At 41.3% G+C, this 18083-nt stretch carries 13 protein-coding genes; 5 read left to right on the top strand and 8 right to left on the bottom strand.

The features are described from left to right. Positions 1-83 precede the first annotated feature (83 nt). Complete coding sequence (locus L1283_RS21950) at positions 84-953, top strand: alpha/beta hydrolase (RefSeq protein ID WP_286851064.1); 870 nt, start codon at positions 84-86, stop codon at positions 951-953. Positions 954-995: 42 nt separating this feature from the next. Here the strand turns inward: L1283_RS21950 and L1283_RS21945 are convergent, their stop codons facing one another. Then, positions 996-1922: an SRPBCC family protein gene (locus tag L1283_RS21945; protein ID WP_286851062.1), complete on the bottom strand. Its 927-nt coding sequence runs from the start codon at positions 1920-1922 to the stop codon at positions 996-998. A 40-nt stretch (positions 1923-1962) separates the two neighbouring features. Beyond that, a complete protein-coding gene (locus L1283_RS21940; protein WP_286851061.1) occupies positions 1963-2277 on the bottom strand; it encodes an EthD family reductase in 315 nt (104 codons plus the stop codon). A 167-nt stretch (positions 2278-2444) separates the two neighbouring features. On the opposite strand from L1283_RS21940, the gene L1283_RS21935 reads away from it, so the two are divergent. Together L1283_RS21935 and L1283_RS21930 are read left to right on the top strand one after the other, a co-directional pair. Next, positions 2445-3434: a GlxA family transcriptional regulator gene (locus tag L1283_RS21935; protein WP_286851059.1), complete on the top strand. Its 990-nt coding sequence runs from the start codon at positions 2445-2447 to the stop codon at positions 3432-3434. A gap of 99 nt (positions 3435-3533) precedes the next feature. Next, positions 3534-3701, top strand: a complete 168-nt coding sequence (locus tag L1283_RS21930; RefSeq protein WP_157626082.1) for a hypothetical protein — start codon at positions 3534-3536, stop codon at positions 3699-3701. 62 nt (positions 3702-3763) lie between these two features. Here L1283_RS21930 and L1283_RS21925 read toward each other — a convergent pair whose 3' ends face one another. Then, positions 3764-4966 carry an MFS transporter gene (locus L1283_RS21925; RefSeq protein ID WP_286851056.1) on the bottom strand — a complete coding sequence of 401 codons (1203 nt, stop codon included), beginning with the start codon at positions 4964-4966 and terminating at the stop codon, positions 3764-3766. A gap of 170 nt (positions 4967-5136) precedes the next feature. On the opposite strand from L1283_RS21925, the gene L1283_RS21920 reads away from it, so the two are divergent. Continuing rightward, the gene (locus L1283_RS21920) at positions 5137-6735 is read left to right on the top strand and encodes a sulfatase family protein (RefSeq protein WP_286851054.1); all 1599 of its coding nucleotides are present in this window, start codon (positions 5137-5139) and stop codon (positions 6733-6735) included. Between the two features lie 42 nt (positions 6736-6777). Here L1283_RS21920 and L1283_RS21915 read toward each other — a convergent pair whose 3' ends face one another. From L1283_RS21915 to L1283_RS21895, 5 genes are all read right to left on the bottom strand, one after another. Beyond that, on the bottom strand, positions 6778-7575 hold the full coding sequence (locus L1283_RS21915) for a GIY-YIG nuclease family protein (protein ID WP_286851051.1): 798 nt from the start codon (positions 7573-7575) through the stop codon (positions 6778-6780). Positions 7576-7758: 183 nt separating this feature from the next. Further along, positions 7759-9792, bottom strand: a complete 2034-nt coding sequence (locus tag L1283_RS21910; RefSeq protein WP_145330536.1) for a heavy metal translocating P-type ATPase — start codon at positions 9790-9792, stop codon at positions 7759-7761. A gap of 34 nt (positions 9793-9826) precedes the next feature. Continuing rightward, positions 9827-11137, bottom strand: coding sequence for an efflux RND transporter periplasmic adaptor subunit (locus L1283_RS21905; RefSeq protein ID WP_145330538.1), 1311 nt, complete (start codon positions 11135-11137; stop codon positions 9827-9829). A gap of 7 nt (positions 11138-11144) precedes the next feature. Then, entirely contained in the window at positions 11145-15467 is a 4323-nt protein-coding gene (locus L1283_RS21900; protein WP_429626453.1) for a CusA/CzcA family heavy metal efflux RND transporter, read from the bottom strand. A 152-nt stretch (positions 15468-15619) separates the two neighbouring features. Next, the gene (locus L1283_RS21895; protein ID WP_145330541.1) at positions 15620-15949 is read right to left on the bottom strand and encodes a DUF6660 family protein; all 330 of its coding nucleotides are present in this window, start codon (positions 15947-15949) and stop codon (positions 15620-15622) included. A gap of 514 nt (positions 15950-16463) precedes the next feature. Between L1283_RS21895 and L1283_RS21890 the strand changes: the two genes are divergently transcribed. After that, positions 16464-18071, top strand: coding sequence for a fimbrillin family protein (locus L1283_RS21890; protein WP_248933769.1), 1608 nt, complete (start codon positions 16464-16466; stop codon positions 18069-18071). Positions 18072-18083: the final 12 nt, after the last annotated feature.

The following is an 18083-nucleotide window of genomic DNA, read 5'->3' as shown; positions in this document are numbered from 1 at the left end:
TACTGCTAAAACTAGTAATCCCACATTTTCTGGATGCCATAGAAATATGTAACTTCAATAAAAATCATAGACCAAGTATCCTTATGAGCTCAAACAATACCGTTACATTAATAAAATTTTACAGTCACCTTTGGTTACGCCCAATACTAGTACTCCTGCTATTCATCTTTTTATCCCCCGTAGTACATGCGCAATCCAACAATAAATCTAAAGTTAAAACAAACTGGAATGAAATACTTGAAGAACAACTGTTTCCAGGTAAAAAGCTCCAAGATTCCACGTTCAGCTTTCAGGGCAAATTTGAAGAACAATTTATCACAACAGCAGATCATGTTAAACTCCATGGAATCTTGTTTAAGGCAGACAAGAGCAAAGGACTAATTTTCTATTTGCATGGCAGTAATGGGGCTGTAGATACCTGGGGTAAAATTGCCAATATCTATACTGATAACGGATATGATCTTTTTATGTTGGACTACCGAGGTTACGGAAAAAGTGAGGGTAAAGTAACCAATGAAGAACTACTTTATCGTGATCTGCAAACGGTCTATGATAAGCTGACACAACAGTATCCGGAAGATCACATTATCATAATCGGTCAATCTATGGGCACGGCACTTGCTTCAACTATTGCTTCGCATAATTCTCCAAAAATGCTTATTCTTCAAGCACCTTACTATAGTTTTCAAGATTGGACACAACATGTCGCTCCTGAACTCGATACAAGCGGGATCCCCTTTTATTTCGACAATGCTGCGGCATTGCAAAAAGTAAAATGTAGAACGATCATCTTCCACGGAGACCAGGATAATGCCGTCTATTTTGATTCTTCCATTAAACTGAGTAACTTTTTTAAAAAACAGGATAAATTGATACGTTTGGCAAAGGAAGGACATAATGATTTTTCTAAAAATAAAGACTATCTGCATGCGATTGGCGGGCTATTGCGATAGTCTCATTTTATACCAAAAATACACTATGCCCCTTCAGGAATTTTACACATTAAATTCGGGATAAGGAAACCCCTTTCCTTTTTCACAGAAAAATTTTAAACTCCTGAAAAATAGCGCCCAATCAAAACTACAGGAAGCAAATTCCGCACTATAATTTGCCCAGCCATCATGGTGAAACAGCAGCATACATCCCTTTTGCTGAGGTTCAAGTTCAAAGGTCAGTGTTGTTCCAATCCATTCCTCAAATGCCTTGACACAGCGCCACTCAACCCTGGAATAAGGCTTCAGCGAAATAACTTCCATATTTTTAAAATAGCTGGGACCAAATCCAAAGCGCAGGATCGCACCAATCTCTGGCTTTGCCTTCGTATCTGGTGTCCACCAGCCTGCTAGTCCTTCCGCCGTTGTAAGCGCCTTGTAAACAGTCTCTACAGGAGTTTCAATTAACAGCCTATGGTAGATACTTTTTGTCCCAGGATCATGTGGTATGCGATTCTCATCCATAGCCCCCAGCGCTATTTCCTCCTTTGGAGTAGGCTGTCCCATCCCCGTTAAAATCAATTGTCTTAGGCTGTCCGCTATGTAATATGTCCAGGCATCATGACATACCTGATAACATTCCATCTGGGAATTAAGCCCACGATGGGTGAAATGTAATGTAGTTGTACCTACATCTTCAACAATATCGAAGATAATGGAACTATTAGTCCATTCCCGTTCATCCTGGGTAAATTTAAAATAGTTTTCGAGGACCCGCCAGACTACTTTGCGATCTGTTTCCATCGTTTCTATTCGTATTCGACAACGATGTACATCCTGATAATGATATATAAACTCATCATGCAAAGCAGCAGTTGGCCCTTCAATATTTTGAGACCACCATCCGCGGACATTATTGATTGCTTCAAATACACGTTGAGCACCTGCTTCAACGGTAATGCTTATTTTAAAATCTTCCTTTTTCATCATTCTTCGAATTTTTAACCATTAACTCATACTTCTTATCTTCCTATACCTCAATCGAATCAAATATGTAAATCTGAACATCATGATCATGAGGTGCCAAGATTCTTCGGTCAACTGCACAAGCCTTTCCTTGTTCAGACGCAAATGCTATTTTAATTGCTGCTAAACTTTCAAAATATAAAGTTCCAATACAATACACATCGTCGTGTCCAGTCGTGGACATAATTCCACCTTTGGCCACTTCATAACGAATAAGTCCCGGAAGCGTTTTTGCCAAGGGAATATGGGTCTCAAAATAGTGTTTGTCAAAAAACTCCCTATTCGTAGGGGTCTTATATATTGCGATCATTCGTATCATCCTGTCGTATTAATTTAAATTTATAGATCAAATATAGCGGAGTTCAAAACACAAAAAGGGGTGTAAAATAGACATTCTCAGCGGTTGATTTAGACAAGTCGTTTCGGTATATTTGAATAGTATCAAATAAGCGTACTATCGTTTATTCAATCTTATAAACTTTCAACATGAAACACCTAACGATCTTAGTTCCAGACAGTCAGACAGGCCCTAATACCATATCGTGCATTGTTGGAACATACCATGTATTCACAGAAGCGAACCGCTATTACGATCAACTGAACAGGGAACCTATATTTAATATAGAATTGGCAGGAGTTTCCAAACAGAGTAACTTTGTCAATGGATTATTAACGGTCATGACGCAGAAAGATATCGCTACGATTCAAAAGACCGACCTCATTATTGTACCCGCTGTCATTTCTAATTTTAGTGCGATAGAAGCTGGTAATAGCATGCTCTCAGCATGGATATTAGACCATTATACCAAGGGAGCAAATGTTGCAAGCATGTGTACCGGCGCATATCTGCTCGCATCCACAGGGCTTTTGGATAACAAAAACTGCTCTATCCACTGGAAATCAGCGGCAAATTTTCATAAGCTCTTTCCAAAGGTTAACTTAAAAACAGAACAAATTATTACTGATGAGCAAGGAATCTATACCAATGGTGGCGGTTATTCGTTCCTTAATCTCCTCCTTTACCTGGTCGAAAAGTTCTACGACAGACAGACGGCTATTTATTGCTCCAAAATATTTCAAATTGATATTGCCAGACAAACACAGTCCGATTTTATGATCTTTAATGGTCAAAAATCACATGGAGATGAAATGGTCATGCGTGCACAGGACTACCTCGAGAATAACTTTTCAGAAAAAATTTCCATGGAGAAGTTATCTGAAAAATTCACTGTCGGACGTCGGAATTTCGACCGTAGATTTATTAAAGCGACAGGCAATACGCCCGTGGAATATCTTCAACGGATAAAAGTAGAATCGGCAAAAAAAGAATTGGAAAGCTCGAGGAAAACGGTAAATGAAGTGATGTACGCTATTGGATATACGGACATAAAGGCTTTTCGCGAGATATTCCGTCGGTTTACAGGACTCTCTCCCCTTGAATATAAAAACAAGTACAATAAAGCAGCAATAAAATAGAACCAAACGCTCCGCGGTTATTATCTTCCTTCTTTGGGAGAAGGCCTTATTGTTGCCAATGAACAAGCTGCAGGAATGGCATTGTTAAAAATGTATTTAATGCAAAATTCCAAAGTTGTGCTACCAAAAGAGAATACAGCTGCCGTTTCCTTTCTATTGAACCAAGGATATCCAATAAAACGCCAGGCCAAGCGCATGTACCTGGGGGAAAATATCGATGTTCAATTTCAGTCCATCTTCAATAGAATTGGTGGAAATCTAGGTTAACACCAATTCTATACGTTATTTTTTTTAGACCGATAGCAAATTTCAAGACAACATAATGGACGCTACGAAAGCTGACCTACGGCATCCTCAAGAACCTCTTTGGCAGCCACAGCCGGTTGCTTTTTGCTTCGTTTGATATAACATAGGGAAATTACGATTCCTAAAGCTGCCATAACCGCACCAACCAGAGCCGGAGAAGTATAACCATAGCCTTGATTAATGGGTACACCACCTAAAAAGGCGCCCAATGCATTCGCAATATTAAAACAAGCAGGTCCTAAAGAAGCAACCAACATTTCAGCATCACTTTTTACCGAGTTAAGCAATAATAAGGTTAACGAAGGTACGAGCGCAAAAGTTGTGACTCCGGTTAAAAAAGTCATCACCAAAGATACCCAAACGTTGTCGGACAGCCCATAAATAACCAACATACATAAAATCTGAACCACCAATACGGCTACAACCACCTTTGTTGAAGAAAAAGCGTCCGTCAACTTCCCTCCGATCAAATTCCCCACAAACATACCTAATCCAGCCAAAACCATAATATAAGGCAGGTATTTATCAGCAACACCAGACACTTCAGTCATCAGTGGCGCTATATAACTTATCCAGGCAAACAGCGCTCCTGGAGCTACTGAAAATAACAAAACCATAAACCAGACATTCACATTGCGAAAAATGCCAAAGTCCTTCCAAGGATTATTTTTAGGTGCTGCTTTCATCTTAGGCATCCACAACTTTAAGGCTAACATGGTCAAAATACCGACGATAACAATCAATAGGAAAGTATAACGCCATGAAAAATGATGTCCAATATAGGTACCCAAGGGAACCCCAAATAAATTGGCAACTGTCAATCCGGAAAACATCGTCGCTACAGCCTGCGCTTCTTTACCAGGATCAGCCAATCGACTGGCAATGACAGACCCTACTCCGAAGAAAGCACCATGTGGCAATCCAGAAATAAAACGCGAGACCAACAAAAGACCATAGTCTGGAGCAACCACAGACAGTCCATTAAATAGGGTAAACAATCCCATGAGGATAATCAAAGTCTTAAGTGGCGAGAATCGATTCATCACAACCACCAACAGTGGGGCACCGATAACTACACCTAAGGCATAAGCTGTAATGAGATAACCAGCTTCCGGAATTGAAACTTGCAGACTTTGGGCAACGTCCGGTAGCATCCCCATCATACTAAATTCTGTAATTCCTATCCCCAATCCCCCCAGTGCAAGTGCTAATAAACTCTTCTTCATATATAAGTGAAATTATTAATCACACAAATTTCTATTAGAATAATTTAACAAACAAATCATTTAAATAGTACAACCTATCATTAAACTAATAGCACCGTCTTTGTCTCAATGAAAACACCTATATTAGCCTGAGGTAAAATCGTTCAGCATAACACATTCAAACCCTAACCATGAAACTCCATCATTATATACTTACTTTCACCTTGTACACACTTGTACCTTCGTGGGCATTGGCACAAAAAGGCCATGCAAAAAAGCATCCAAATATTGTATATATCATGAGTGATGACCATGGTTATCAAGCGATAAGCGCTTATGGTTACGGACTGAACGAAACGCCCAATATTGACAGATTAGCAAAAGAAGGTGCCATTTTCACACGTGCGACCGTGACAAATTCATTATGTGCGCCCAGTCGGGCTGTACTCCTAACTGGGAAGCACAGTTATATGAATGGGAAAATTGATAATGAGGCAAAATTCGATTGGAATCAGGACAACTTTGCCAAGATTCTCCAAAAAAACGGGTATCAAACAGCATTAATCGGTAAAATCCATATGGATGGCCTACCTCAGGGATTTAACCACTCAGCGGTCCTTATTGACCAAGGCGAATATTATAATCCAAACTTTATTATCAATGGTGTAAAACAACAAATACAAGGCTATGTATCGGATCTCACCACCGATATGACCCTAGATTGGATCGCTAAAAGAGATACCAGCAAACCTTTCTGTGTGCTCTATCATCAAAAAGCGCCACACCGAGAATGGCTACCTGCTTTGCGACATCTTCAACAATATACATCAAAAACCTACAAAGAACCGAATAATCTATTCGACACCTACGAAGGAAGAGGAACTGCTGCTAAAACCGCTGAAATGAATATCCTTAAACACATGAACTGGGCTGGTGACAACAAGATACCTCCTGCGCTAATGGATGAATTGGGACTAAAAGAATATCTATCCTGGGATAAAGCTACCTTCAATGGAAACCTAGGAAGAATGACTGCAGCGCAGCGCGCAACATGGGATTCAATCTACAACCCAATCATGGCAGATTTTAAGATGAAATATCACAACATGTCCAAAGAGGACCTGATGCGCTGGCGATATCAACGTTATATGCAGGATTATCTGGGTACCGTTGCTGCAGTGGACGACGGTGTTGGACGTCTATTGGAATTTTTGAAAGACAATGGACTCGACGAAAATACAATTGTCATTTATACCTCAGACCAAGGGTTCTATCTGGGTGAACATGGTTGGTTTGACAAACGTTTTATGTATGAAGAATCGCTCCGAACCCCCTTATTGATCCGCTATCCAGCAGAAATTAAAGCTGGCCAATCCTCAAAAGCACTTGTTCAGAATCTTGATTTTGCCCCCACAATCCTAGATTATGCAGGACTTGCAATCCCGAAAGATATGCAGGGAAAATCTTTTCGTGGTCTACTCAATGGAAAAGAAAAACAATGGCGCGATGCAGTATATTACACCTACTATGAGTACCCTTCCATTCATATGGTAAAACGACATTATGGGATTCGTACCGAAAGGTACAAACTGATCCATTTCTATTATGACAAAGATGAGTGGGAATTATACGATCTAGAGAAAGATCCACAGGAAATGCAGAATGTATACAATGTACAAGCATACCAAAACGTACGTGAAGAAATGCATCATAAACTGGACGAAGCCCGAGCCTACTACAAAGATTCCGATGAGAACGACAAAAAGTTTTTACCGAAGGTAAAACAATAATTTACTGGCCTACTAAGCCAGTAAATTATTGTTGTTAAAAATCTAAACAGGGTTGAGTTTGAAATAACGTCTCAAAATACGTCTAACATCTCTATTATCGGCTTTGAAGATGATGGCTTCTCGCTTTTTCTTTTCGCTATATACACGCTTATTACAGTAGCCAAATCCTTTATACCGACCATCCAACAAGTAAACAAGTCCCTTTTCTTTGGGATTACGCCCTGAGAACTCCAAAAATATCTCGCCCATCGGAAGCTCCGAAGAGGCTACAAATTCCTGCACTCTTCGATTATAGTCATCTGGAAGCTCCTGCGCAATACATGCCCCTTTGCAGGTCTTCAACATATATTGAAAACAATGTTTCGTATACGTCTGTAATTTGTTTATTTTTTGGCAGAGCTGATAAGCTTCAACAATAGTGAATAATTGCTCGCGCCCCTCCTGGTAACTCGAAAAGGTCATTAGCTCCTCTCGCTCGGGATCAAGCGTTTCAACTTGAAGAACTTGATAGCCCAATGGATTCACCGCTAGATAAAGGCCAAATCCGTAGTGGGTTCGACGCTGCGCCCGATTATAATAGGGTTGATATTTTTTGATCAGGTCAGATTCATGCAATAGCGCTAGTAATTCATGGCCAGTCAGTTCAAATCCAACTCTGCAGGCTGCTCCTTGGATTTTGCGTTCCTTAAAATCTGTGCTTCTAAAATGCTGCAATAACCTATTTCTAATATCGATACTCTTGCCGACATAAATTAGTGCATCATACTTATCATAAATATAATATACGCCGACTGCAGCGGGAATTCCTTCAAGCAATCCCGCAATTTGCTCTTTCGTCATCACTTTAACACCAGGTAATACCTTACAAAGGTAATTTAAAAAATAGTCGATTCACTTCGTGGATCTGCATGCTCAAATATACTAATATATTTAGTATTTATAAATGATAGCGAATAAAAATAGGAATACACCCGCCCTTCATTTCATCCAATGAAAAGGGCGGGTGTAAGTTAGCGCCAATTGTTAAAATTTCATTTTCTGAATTCTAATGGCATTCAATATCGCTATTAACGATACGCCAACATCGGCAAATACAGCCTCCCACATTGTTGCCAAACCTCCAGCTCCAAGAATCAACACGATCCCTTTGACTATAAAAGCAAGGCCAATATTCTGATAAACAACTTTTTTCGTTTGTTTCCCAATGCGAATGGCCGTTGGAATCTTCGAAGGTTTGTCATCCTGTATCACGACATCTGCCGTCTCGATCGTCGCATCACTGCCCAGTCCACCCATCGCTATTCCAACATCACTCAGTGCGACAACCGGAGCATCATTAACGCCATCACCAACAAAAGCAACAGATTCGTTTAGCCCCTTTATTTCCTTGACCTTATTCACTTTATCTTCCGGAAGCAGGTCACCATAGGCCTGATCTATTCCAAGTTCCTTGGCAACATAGGCGACTACTGTCGACTTATCCCCGCTCAACATCGTTGCTTTTACACCGAGCTTATGCAGTAGCTGAATTGTAAGCGCGGCATCTGCTTTAATGCTATCAGCGATCGTCATGAATCCTACAAATTTACCGTCCAAAGCAATGGCAATGGTCGTATATACGATACTATTCGGATCGATATCATAGGCTACATTAAATTTGTCCAGCAATTTAAAGTTACCCACCAGCAACTCTTTGCCTTCAGTAATTCCTTTTAATCCATGTCCGGCGATTTCTTCTATATTATGGAGATTAATAGACTCGTCGATCGCACCTGCATATTCCCTAATCGCTGTTGCAACTGGATGGCTACTGTGGCTCTCTATTTTATTGACGAGCTTTAAAATTCTTGACTCGTCGTAACCAGCCTGTAGCTTAATTTCCTGCACCTTAAAAACGCCGGCAGTCATTGTTCCGGTTTTATCCATCACCACATGCCGGATATCTGCCATCGCATCCAAAAAATTACTGCCTTTAAAAAGTATACCATTTCTACTCGCAGCACCGATTCCACCAAAATACCCCAAAGGGATTGAGATGACGAGTGCACAGGGACAGGAGATCACTAAAAATACGAGTGCTCTATACAACCAGTCGCTAAATACATATTGATCGACAAACAAGTAAGGCAGGAGGCAAATTCCAATAGCCAAAAACACGACAATTGGGGTATATATCTTAGCAAATTTGCGGATAAACAGTTCAGTAGGCGCTTTTTGAGCTGTTGCGTTCTGTACAAGCTCTAGGATTTTACTCAGTTTGCTATCTTGATAAGCTGTTGTTACCCGAATTAGGCTCACCGTGTTCATATTAATCATTCCTGCCAGCACAACATCACCTTTCATTTTTGTATCTGGCTTGCTCTCGCCAGTTAGCGCTGCAGTATTAAATGCGCCTTGTTCAGAAAGCAACTCACCATCGAGCCCGAGCTTTTCGCCAGGTTTCAGCTGAACAATTGCTCCGATACCTGCGTCTGCGGCTTTGATTACTTTGCTCTTTCCATTCTCCAAAATAGTCACTTCATCCGGACGCTGATCCAGTAGTGCCTTAATATTACTTTTAGCTCTACTCACCGCCAAGGTCTGAAATACCTCGCCTACAGCATAAAATAACATCACCGCCACAGCTTCTGGGTATTCTTTGATCGCAAAAGCTCCTATCGTAGCGATACTCATTAAAAGAAACTCCGAAAAGATTTCCCCTTTAGCAATACTCTTTAGGGCATCTCTGACTACAGGAAACCCAACAGGCAGATAAGATACGATATACCAGCCCGAACGAACCCAATCCTTAAACCATGCTTGCGCAATCCAATTATCCATGGCTATTGCTGCAATGAGCAAAATAAAAGAAATTAGCGCGGGTAGAAATAACTGCATCTGACTAGCCCCTGCCGTTGAGTGATCGTGACCGTCTTCATCATGGCTATGATCATGACCATGACTGGAAGCTGGAGCTTTCCCAATAAGGTCTTCAGCTCCCGCCTGACTATATATTTTTTCTGTCTGTGTACAACAAAGCTGTCTGCCTTGTGCATCATAACGATGTTGATGTTCCATAACTTGCTTTGATTCTGTTAACAAATACTGTCAATTAATGTTCGTGCCCACCTGTATTGCTCATTTTAGCATTGATAAAAAAGGCACCCTTTACAACAATTTTCGTTCCAGCAGGAACTTCGGTAACCGGGGTAATCGCCGTATATCCCAGAGCAGACACGCCTTTTTGAATCTCTATTTTTTCAAAATTGATGTTTTTAGCCTGTTCTTCGCCATGCTGCCCAGCTTCTTGCTCATTTTTATGCGCATGTTTTGCTTCACCTTCATCGTGTGCATGCCCGCGATCGTCGTGCCCTTCTTCATGCTCCTCAGGTTTCTTGTCTGTCTCCACAAAAATATAATACTTGCCGTCAGCCTCCACGATTGCATCATTCGGAACAGCCGGAGTCCGTACATTATTGACACCGATCATACCCGTGATGTTCATCCCATCAATCAACCCCACTTTGCTGCCCACAACCGTACTGTGCACAGCGATGGTCTTGCTATCATTTTCAAAGGAAGATCCAATTGTAAAAACTTTGGCGGTATAGGTCTTATCCGGGTTGTTGGTCAGTTGAAAGTTGATGAGCTGTCCGACTTTAACCAAAGGTAGATCCTTTTCAAACACCTGCAGATCCAAATGCAACAGACTATTGTCAACAATCTCGATCACGGGTGAAGAGACATCTACATAACTCCCAATTTTCGCAAAAACATTACTTACTGTTCCATTGATAGGGCTTGTTACGGCTAATGAGGTCCGCATATTGGACAGATTAACGCTATTGGGATTAATGCCCATCAATTGGATCTGTTGTTGCAAAGAAGCCTTTCGAGCCCGCAAACTATTGAAGTCTGCTGTTGCGGCCTGCAGATTTTTCCGCGCCCCCGCATTACCTTCATTGAGTTCCTGTTGCCTTGCCATTTCTTGTTCTGCCAAGGTAATCTTACTTGCGAGGGAGACATATTCCTCCTGCAACTGTACAAACTGGGGGTTGGTGATCGTAGCGATCACCTGCCCCTTGCGTACGTGATCACCCAGCTGCACGTTTAATGACTTTACAACACCACCGTAAAGCGCCGTTGCATTCGCTTTATTGTTATTGGGTACACTTAAAAGTCCATTGGCCTTGATTGTAGCCGTTAGTTCCTTCTCTTCAATACCTCCAAAAACGATGCCCACAGCTTTTATTTGTGCCGCACTCAATGCCGCTATGGTAACGGGACCTTCCTCATGCCCCGCTTCGGATTTAGGCGCTTCCTTTCCCTCCGGTTGACCTTTAGGCTCCGACTCATTAGAACCGCAACCGTAAAAAACAGTAACGGCTATACATACGATAAATATCTTTATGAAAACTTTCATTGCTGACTTATTTGTTATTGAAGTAATTATATTGAATTGCTGATTGATTATACTGATTGAGGACGTCTAAATAATTCTGGCGAATCCCAATGGCCTGACTTAAAAATTGACTTAATTCAGCAAAATTGATCTCCCCTGTCCTATAAGCCAAACTAGCCGCTTTAATGATGGCATCAGCTTGTTTTAAACCCGAAGACTCATAAAATTGTAGTAACGCACTATTCTTGTCAATTTCAGCAAGTGCGTTTCCTTTATTTGTCTGGAATGCCTGCGTCTCATATTCCAACTTACGCTGTTGAACTTCCATTTCAGCGTTGGCAGCCTTCACTTTACTTTTATACGCGCCTAGGCTAAAGACCGGAAAAGATGCGGAGACCGAAAATCCCGACAATGGATCTTTGGCTCCCCAAACACGTTGGGAGAAAAATCGACCCGAGAACTCAGGCTTATTTGTATTTTTCTGAACACTGATATTTGATGAAGCAATATTTACGTTTTGCTGCTGTAAAACAAGTAAAGGATGTGCTGTTTCCTCAGATGGACTGGCGTTCACGACAATCTTCTCCAAGGACTGATCCAATGGGAGCATCCACTCGTTACGGTCCAACAAGAGCATAAGTTGCTGTTGCTGGATAACAATGTCCTTTTTGTTTTGAACAAGTTGTGCTTGCAGTTCCTTCAGTTTTGCTTCAGCTGCGATCTTGTCCAGCGCAGCCACGTCACCCGTTCTGAAGCGAAGTTCAGTTGCTTTGAACATGGCTGTATAGATGCTATCCAGCTCCATATACAGCTTTTGGCGATCCTGGAGATACCAAAGTTGAAAATAGGCTGTCCTCACGTCTTTGGTAATCGCAGTTTTCAATACATCCGTATTTAAATTCGCATATTTTAGCTGCTGTTTAAAATACTCCTTGCGCGCCGCATAGAGCCCGGGCCAGGCAATACTTTGCGTTATACCAATTTTCAATAAGCCGGCCTTATCCGTAGGACGGTAATCTTCATTTTCTGCAAAAATCCCGGTCTTGGGGATTTCGGTCGCCGTTTTGACATTGAAACCAGCGCCTACGATTTCAGCCTGGTTGACCTGAAACTGACGATTGCTCTTCAGTGCAGTTTCCACAGCTTCTGTAACAGAAATGCGCTCTTGGCCAAACACCTGAGATCCCAAGGCCATAAATAAGAAAGCAAGTACTGTAACAAAGGTCTTAGCATCCCTACTTCGTTTCATATTCAATTTAGAATTAAAAATTATATACAATAAGGGCAGCACAAACAACGTCAGGAAAGTTGCCGTTATCAGTCCGCCAATAACAACCGTTGCCAAAGGCTTCTGAACTTCAGCGCCGGCACTTGTACTTATTGCCATCGGTAAAAAGCCCAGTGAGGCCACTGTCGCTGTCATCAGTACAGGACGTAAACGGGTCAAAGTACCTTCTTTAACGCGTTGAAAAATATCATCGACGCCCTCTTTTTTCAACTGATTGAATGTCCCAATTAAAACGATACCGTTGAGTACGGCCACACCAAACAAGGCGATAAAACCGATACCGGCACTAATACTGAAAGGCATACCGCGCAACATCAATGCAAAGACACCCCCGATAGCACTCATTGGTATTGCGGTAAAAATTAACGTGGCCTGCTTAAAGGAATGGAATGTGAAATACAACAGCATAAAAATAAGCAATAAGGAAACTGGCACAGCAATCAGCAGGCGCGAGCTCGCTTTTTGCAAATTCTCGAACTGACCTCCGTAGGTGAAATAATAACCCGCGGGAAGTTTTACATTTGCAGCCAATTGTTGCTGGATATCCTTTACTACGGTTTGAACATCACGCCCTGCCACATTAAATCCAATCACAATTCTTCGTTTACCAGCTTCGCGACTGATTTGGGCCGGCCCCAATTTATAATCGATGGCAGCAACCTGAGAAAGAGGGATCTGCGTACCCGTATCTGTAGGAATCATCAGATTACGCACATCATCAATACTATTTCGGTGTGTTGTATCTAACCTGACGACCAGATCAAAGCGACGTTCATTTTCATAGATCTGGCCCGTACTCCGACCGGCAAAGGCGGTACTCACCACATCATTAACGTCCTGAATTGTCAATCCATAATTCGCGATACGGGTGCGGTCATAAACGATATTAATTTGCGGGAGACCAGATACACGCTCCACCTGTGGAGAAGTTGCCCCTTGAACAGATTGAATCTGAGCGGCAACCACATTGGCGTAAGCGGCCAGTGAGTCGATGTTTTCACCGAAGATCTTTACAGCAACATCCTGACGGATACCCGTCATTAACTCATTGAAACGCATTTGAATAGGTTGATTTTTCTCAAAGAAAACACCCGGGATTACTTCTAGCTTCTCCAGAATAGCGCTGCCCAGTTCTTCATAAGAACGGCCCGACTTCCACTCTTTTTGAGGCTTCAATACCACCATAATATCTGTCGCTTCCGGCGGCATAGGGTCTGTCGGCACCTCCGCAGCTCCTGTTTTACCGACAACCATCTTCACTTCATCGAACTCTTTGATAATCCGGGAAGCCTGCATAGAAGTTTCAATACTTTGCGAAAGCGAGCTTCCCTGAGGAAGTATACAATGGAATGCATAATCGCCTTCCTGCAATTGTGGAATAAACTCGCCCCCCATGTTCTTGAAAAAGAAGGCCGACAAAGCAAAAATGGCAACAGTTAAACTCACGATCAGGTATTTAAACCGAATGGCTTTCTGTAATAAAGGCGCATATATACGTTGTAGTCCCGCAATCATCCGGTCACTCAACGTTTTCTTGTCGCTGTATTTTTTCGGCAGAAACAGAGCGCACATCATGGGGATATAGGTTAACGAGAGAATCAATGCCCCGAAAATGGCAAACCCAACTGTTTGCGCCATTGGACGAAACATTTTTCCTTCAACACCCACCAATGTTAAAATTGGAATATAGACAATAAGAATAATGATCTCACCAAAGGCTGCACTGGTACGAATCTTTGAAGCAGATTCAAATACCTCATGGTCCATTTCGGCCTGGGTCAATTTCTCGGTTGACTTTCGTAAGCCTAAGTGGTGTAGCGTAGCTTCCACCACAATGACTGCTCCGTCCACAATCAAACCGAAGTCTATCGCACCCAAACTCATTAAATTGGCACTTACGCCGAAGACGTTCATCAGTCCAAGTGCAAACAGCAGCGCCAGTGGAATCGCCGAAGCAACGATAAGACCTGCCCGCAAGTTCCCAAGAAATAATACCAGGACAAAAATTACGATCAAGGCTCCTTCAATCAGATTTTTTTCAACAGTACTGATCGCACGTCCAACGAGGTCTGTCCGGTCCAAATAGGGTTCTATGACCACATCATCAGGCAAAGATTTTTGAATAGTCGGTAGTTTTTCTTTCACACGATTGACCACCTCATTGCTGTTTTCACCCTTTAGCATCATGACGACACCACCCACAGCATCTACCTCACCATTGTATGTCAAGGCTCCATAGCGCACAGCATGACCAAACCGTACATCTGCAACATCTTTTACATAAATCGGTATAGACCCTGATTTTCGGATAGCGATATTTCTGACATCTTCCAAAGAGGTCGCCAGCCCAATCCCCCGGATAAAGTATGCATTCGGTTTTTTATCAATATAGGCACCACCTGTATTTTGATTGTTTTTCTCTAAAGCAGTAAATATCTCCGGGATCGTGATATTCATCGCTTTAAGTCTATTCGGATCAACAGCTACTTCATATTGTTTAAGCTCACCACCGAAACTATTGACCTCGGCAATTCCAGGAGTTCCATAAAGCTGACGGGCAACAATCCAATCTTGCATGGTTCGCAAATCTTTTGCGTTGTATTTCTTTTCGCTTCCCTTTTTGGGATGGATGATATATTGATATACTTCTCCCAATCCGGTACTTACTGGAGCCAACTCAGGTTTACCAATACCCTGTGGTATCTGATCCACCGCTTCTTTTAAACGCTCACCGATCAGCTGACGGGCAAAATAAATATCTACATCATCGTCAAAAACAACGGTAATGACAGAAAGCCCAAAGCGTGAAATACTCCTGATCTCCTCAATTTTGGGTACAGTTGCAATACTTTGTTCAATTGGAAAAGTCACCAATTGCTCTACTTCCTGTCCGGCAAGAGTTGGACAAGAGGTAAAGATCTGGACTTGATTATTGGTAATATCGGGAACGGCATCTATGGGTAGTTTCGTCGCACTCCATGCCCCCCAAATGATAAGCAACAAGGTCATTAAACCGATAACGATCTTGTTCTTAATGCTAAATTTTATAATATGATCTAACACAATATACGTGATTAATGCTTAAATAATAGCTCGTTAGAATATCTTCAGCGCTTGTCGTAATAAAATACAACAAACGGATTCCGAGCACAAAGCTGAATAAAGAACAGCATAGCGCGCTCTATCAGATTTGTTTTTAGAATTTTTACGAAAAATTAAGCATTAACTTTCGGCGGCTGCCAGATGCTTCCAAAATAACTGGAAACAATCGCTGTATTGTGTAAAGGATTACGATTATCAAAATAAATTGATACCGGGACACCATCTATTTGCGGGAATTGATAGGCATAAGCCGTTATATTTCCACTGCAACAATTGCAATAGCAGAAAATAGAACAGGCATCAGATGCATCATCACTATGGTTATGCGTTTGGTTTAATTGTATTTCCATAGCAGTCTGCTCACAGCGATTGCTAGAATCACTGCAGGGAACAAAAGAAAGTCCCATAATATATGCTATCAATATGAAAACAATTAACCTCATGAATACGCAAATTTAAAAAAAATAAATCAAAATCTCCCCTTGACCCAAGAAATCTATTGGTTAGCGTCATCTCCATTGCCTCCTATAAAATAAGGAGACCGGCGCTTTCAACCGAGCATTTTTTTTACCCCTTAGGCCTCATAAAACCGCACAACCCTACACTGCACTATCACCTGATACATATATTAATTATAAGTAAATTATTATTCAAATAAAACGAATTATAATTAACAGAAAAACACATAAAACATGTTTAAACAGCATTTTAAATACAAAACAACACTATTGTAGATATTTCTCTACAAGAAATACAAGATAACACAAATACAGTATATTAAGTAAAATGCTATTTATATAATTGCATCGATAAAAAATAAAAGCAATAAAAAAAGCAATGGTATACCACATTTTAAATACAAATCGGCATACAACTGCAAGATTTTTTTTTTGCAAAACAAATAAACAACGAAATCAAATAATCAAAAATCAATAACAAAACAAAATGTCAATTAACATGAATCTAATCCCCCATCGCCGACTGACAAACCTGTTCATGCTAGGCTGCAGCGCTTTCGCGCTTAGCCTCTACTCATGTAACAAAAGCGGAGAAAACACCGCGTTAACAGGAGAAACTGTCGTTAAAATCAATCTATCGGGCGTAGAAGCTTACAATGAAACAGACAACAATGCTGTTCAAAAGCAAGCATCTGCAAACGCATCGCATTCATCAAGCAATGCACCTGATGTACAGGAAATGACTGTACCGTTAGAAAACGGTGGTTCAGTTGACGTTGTCCTAACAAACAGTTCAGCGGTTACAAAAAGCCTCGTTGCTTCATCCAACCCCAAACTAGCGGCTGTCCAAACACAAGAGAAGCCATTGGACAAAAACGTCAAGTATAAAGTTGTTGTCTATGACAACCAAGGAGCTTACGTAACGGCAAAAGATTATAGCTATGGTGAGGAAGCTACTGCCGCAGGTATCGTTCTTGACGCCGGAAAATCATATACGTTCATTGCCTATTCGATCAATAGCACCACAGCATTACCGGATATTAACAATCAAAACACACTATCCACAGCCAGCTTAAACAATATAAGTGGCGACTTAATGTATTACACAGGCACATTAACGTTAAAAAATGGTGTAAACAATTTAAATGTTGTGTTAAAACACAGATTTAGCCAAATCACCACAACATTGACCATGGATCCAAGTATGACCGGGGCCATCACTCAAATCGGGACTGCAGTACTAAAACCTAGTCACAGTAGTGCAAATTTGAAATTCTCAGATGAAACATTAACGTACAATGGCTTGAACAACGCTGGTGTGACCACGCAATTCCCGGCTTTAGGAAATGGCTTACGTACTATCATCAGTAACCCATCATTATTGATTCACCCCACCACCAGCAACGGGACATTGATGCTCGGCAGTCTAACTCTTGATGGTGAAACCAAAACAAACATCACCATTCCAAATGTTAAGATCAACCCCGGACAAAAATACGATCTGAAACTTAACTTCAGAACCTGTACACAAGATGTAACCAGCAATGGCTTGAACTGGAGCTATCCAGCAACAACATCGGGTGGTAAAACGGGTATTATGAAAGACGGTAAATTCTATGCCAATGGAACAGCCATCGACAGAAGCTTTACCGCTCCAGCGGCAGACTATGGTTTTGTTTTCGACATTACCGAACTAGACAATGCATTCAATCTGGAAGTAAATGGTGTCAAATTAGCAAAACAGGAAATTCAATTTCAATCAAATGCGGTTGCCTCTACACAAAATATCCAATTTTTCGACGGAAGCAAATACGCTGGCAACAATATCGAAACGGGCAAAAGAATTGACGAAGTGTACAACATGAAAGGTACCAGTACAAATCCTCTCGTTAAGGTTGTGATTAGCAGAACTGGCCAGGTGACCATGTTTGGTAGTAAAACATCCGGCGGTCCTTTATACGAACTTAAACTCGTGAATGGCAACAGCTTCAACACATTCCCTTGGAGTGCAACACAAAGCAACACCGTAAAAGTAACCCAACTTGTTGATGGACGTACTATTATCAAGGGTATAGGTGCCGGAAAGAAGAAAATCCCTTGCCAATAATCAATAAATAGA

The sequence above is a fragment of the Sphingobacterium sp. HSC-15S19 genome, assembly GCF_050433745.1.
In the GTDB taxonomy this organism is placed as follows: domain Bacteria; phylum Bacteroidota; class Bacteroidia; order Sphingobacteriales; family Sphingobacteriaceae; genus Sphingobacterium; species Sphingobacterium siyangense.
This window is presented reverse-complemented; position numbering and strand designations above follow the sequence as displayed.

Excerpts from the sequence above, each read along its gene's own strand:
- L1283_RS21950 (WP_286851064.1), top strand. The coding sequence starts at position 84 with ATGAGCTCAAACAATACCGTTACATTAATAAAATTTTACAGTCACCTT.
- L1283_RS21930 (WP_157626082.1), top strand. The coding sequence starts at position 3,534 with ATGCAAAATTCCAAAGTTGTGCTACCAAAAGAGAATACAGCTGCCGTT.
- L1283_RS21905 (WP_145330538.1), bottom strand. The coding sequence starts at position 11,137 with ATGAAAGTTTTCATAAAGATATTTATCGTATGTATAGCCGTTACTGTT.
- L1283_RS21940 (WP_286851061.1), bottom strand. The coding sequence starts at position 2,277 with ATGATACGAATGATCGCAATATATAAGACCCCTACGAATAGGGAGTTT.
- L1283_RS21895 (WP_145330541.1), bottom strand. The coding sequence starts at position 15,949 with ATGAGGTTAATTGTTTTCATATTGATAGCATATATTATGGGACTTTCT.
- L1283_RS21935 (WP_286851059.1), top strand. The coding sequence starts at position 2,445 with ATGAAACACCTAACGATCTTAGTTCCAGACAGTCAGACAGGCCCTAAT.
- L1283_RS21915 (WP_286851051.1), bottom strand. The coding sequence starts at position 7,575 with ATGACGAAAGAGCAAATTGCGGGATTGCTTGAAGGAATTCCCGCTGCA.
- L1283_RS21925 (WP_286851056.1), bottom strand. The coding sequence starts at position 4,966 with ATGAAGAAGAGTTTATTAGCACTTGCACTGGGGGGATTGGGGATAGGA.
- L1283_RS21910 (WP_145330536.1), bottom strand. The coding sequence starts at position 9,792 with ATGGAACATCAACATCGTTATGATGCACAAGGCAGACAGCTTTGTTGT.
- L1283_RS21890 (WP_248933769.1), top strand. The coding sequence starts at position 16,464 with ATGAATCTAATCCCCCATCGCCGACTGACAAACCTGTTCATGCTAGGC.
- L1283_RS21920 (WP_286851054.1), top strand. The coding sequence starts at position 5,137 with ATGAAACTCCATCATTATATACTTACTTTCACCTTGTACACACTTGTA.
- L1283_RS21945 (WP_286851062.1), bottom strand. The coding sequence starts at position 1,922 with ATGATGAAAAAGGAAGATTTTAAAATAAGCATTACCGTTGAAGCAGGT.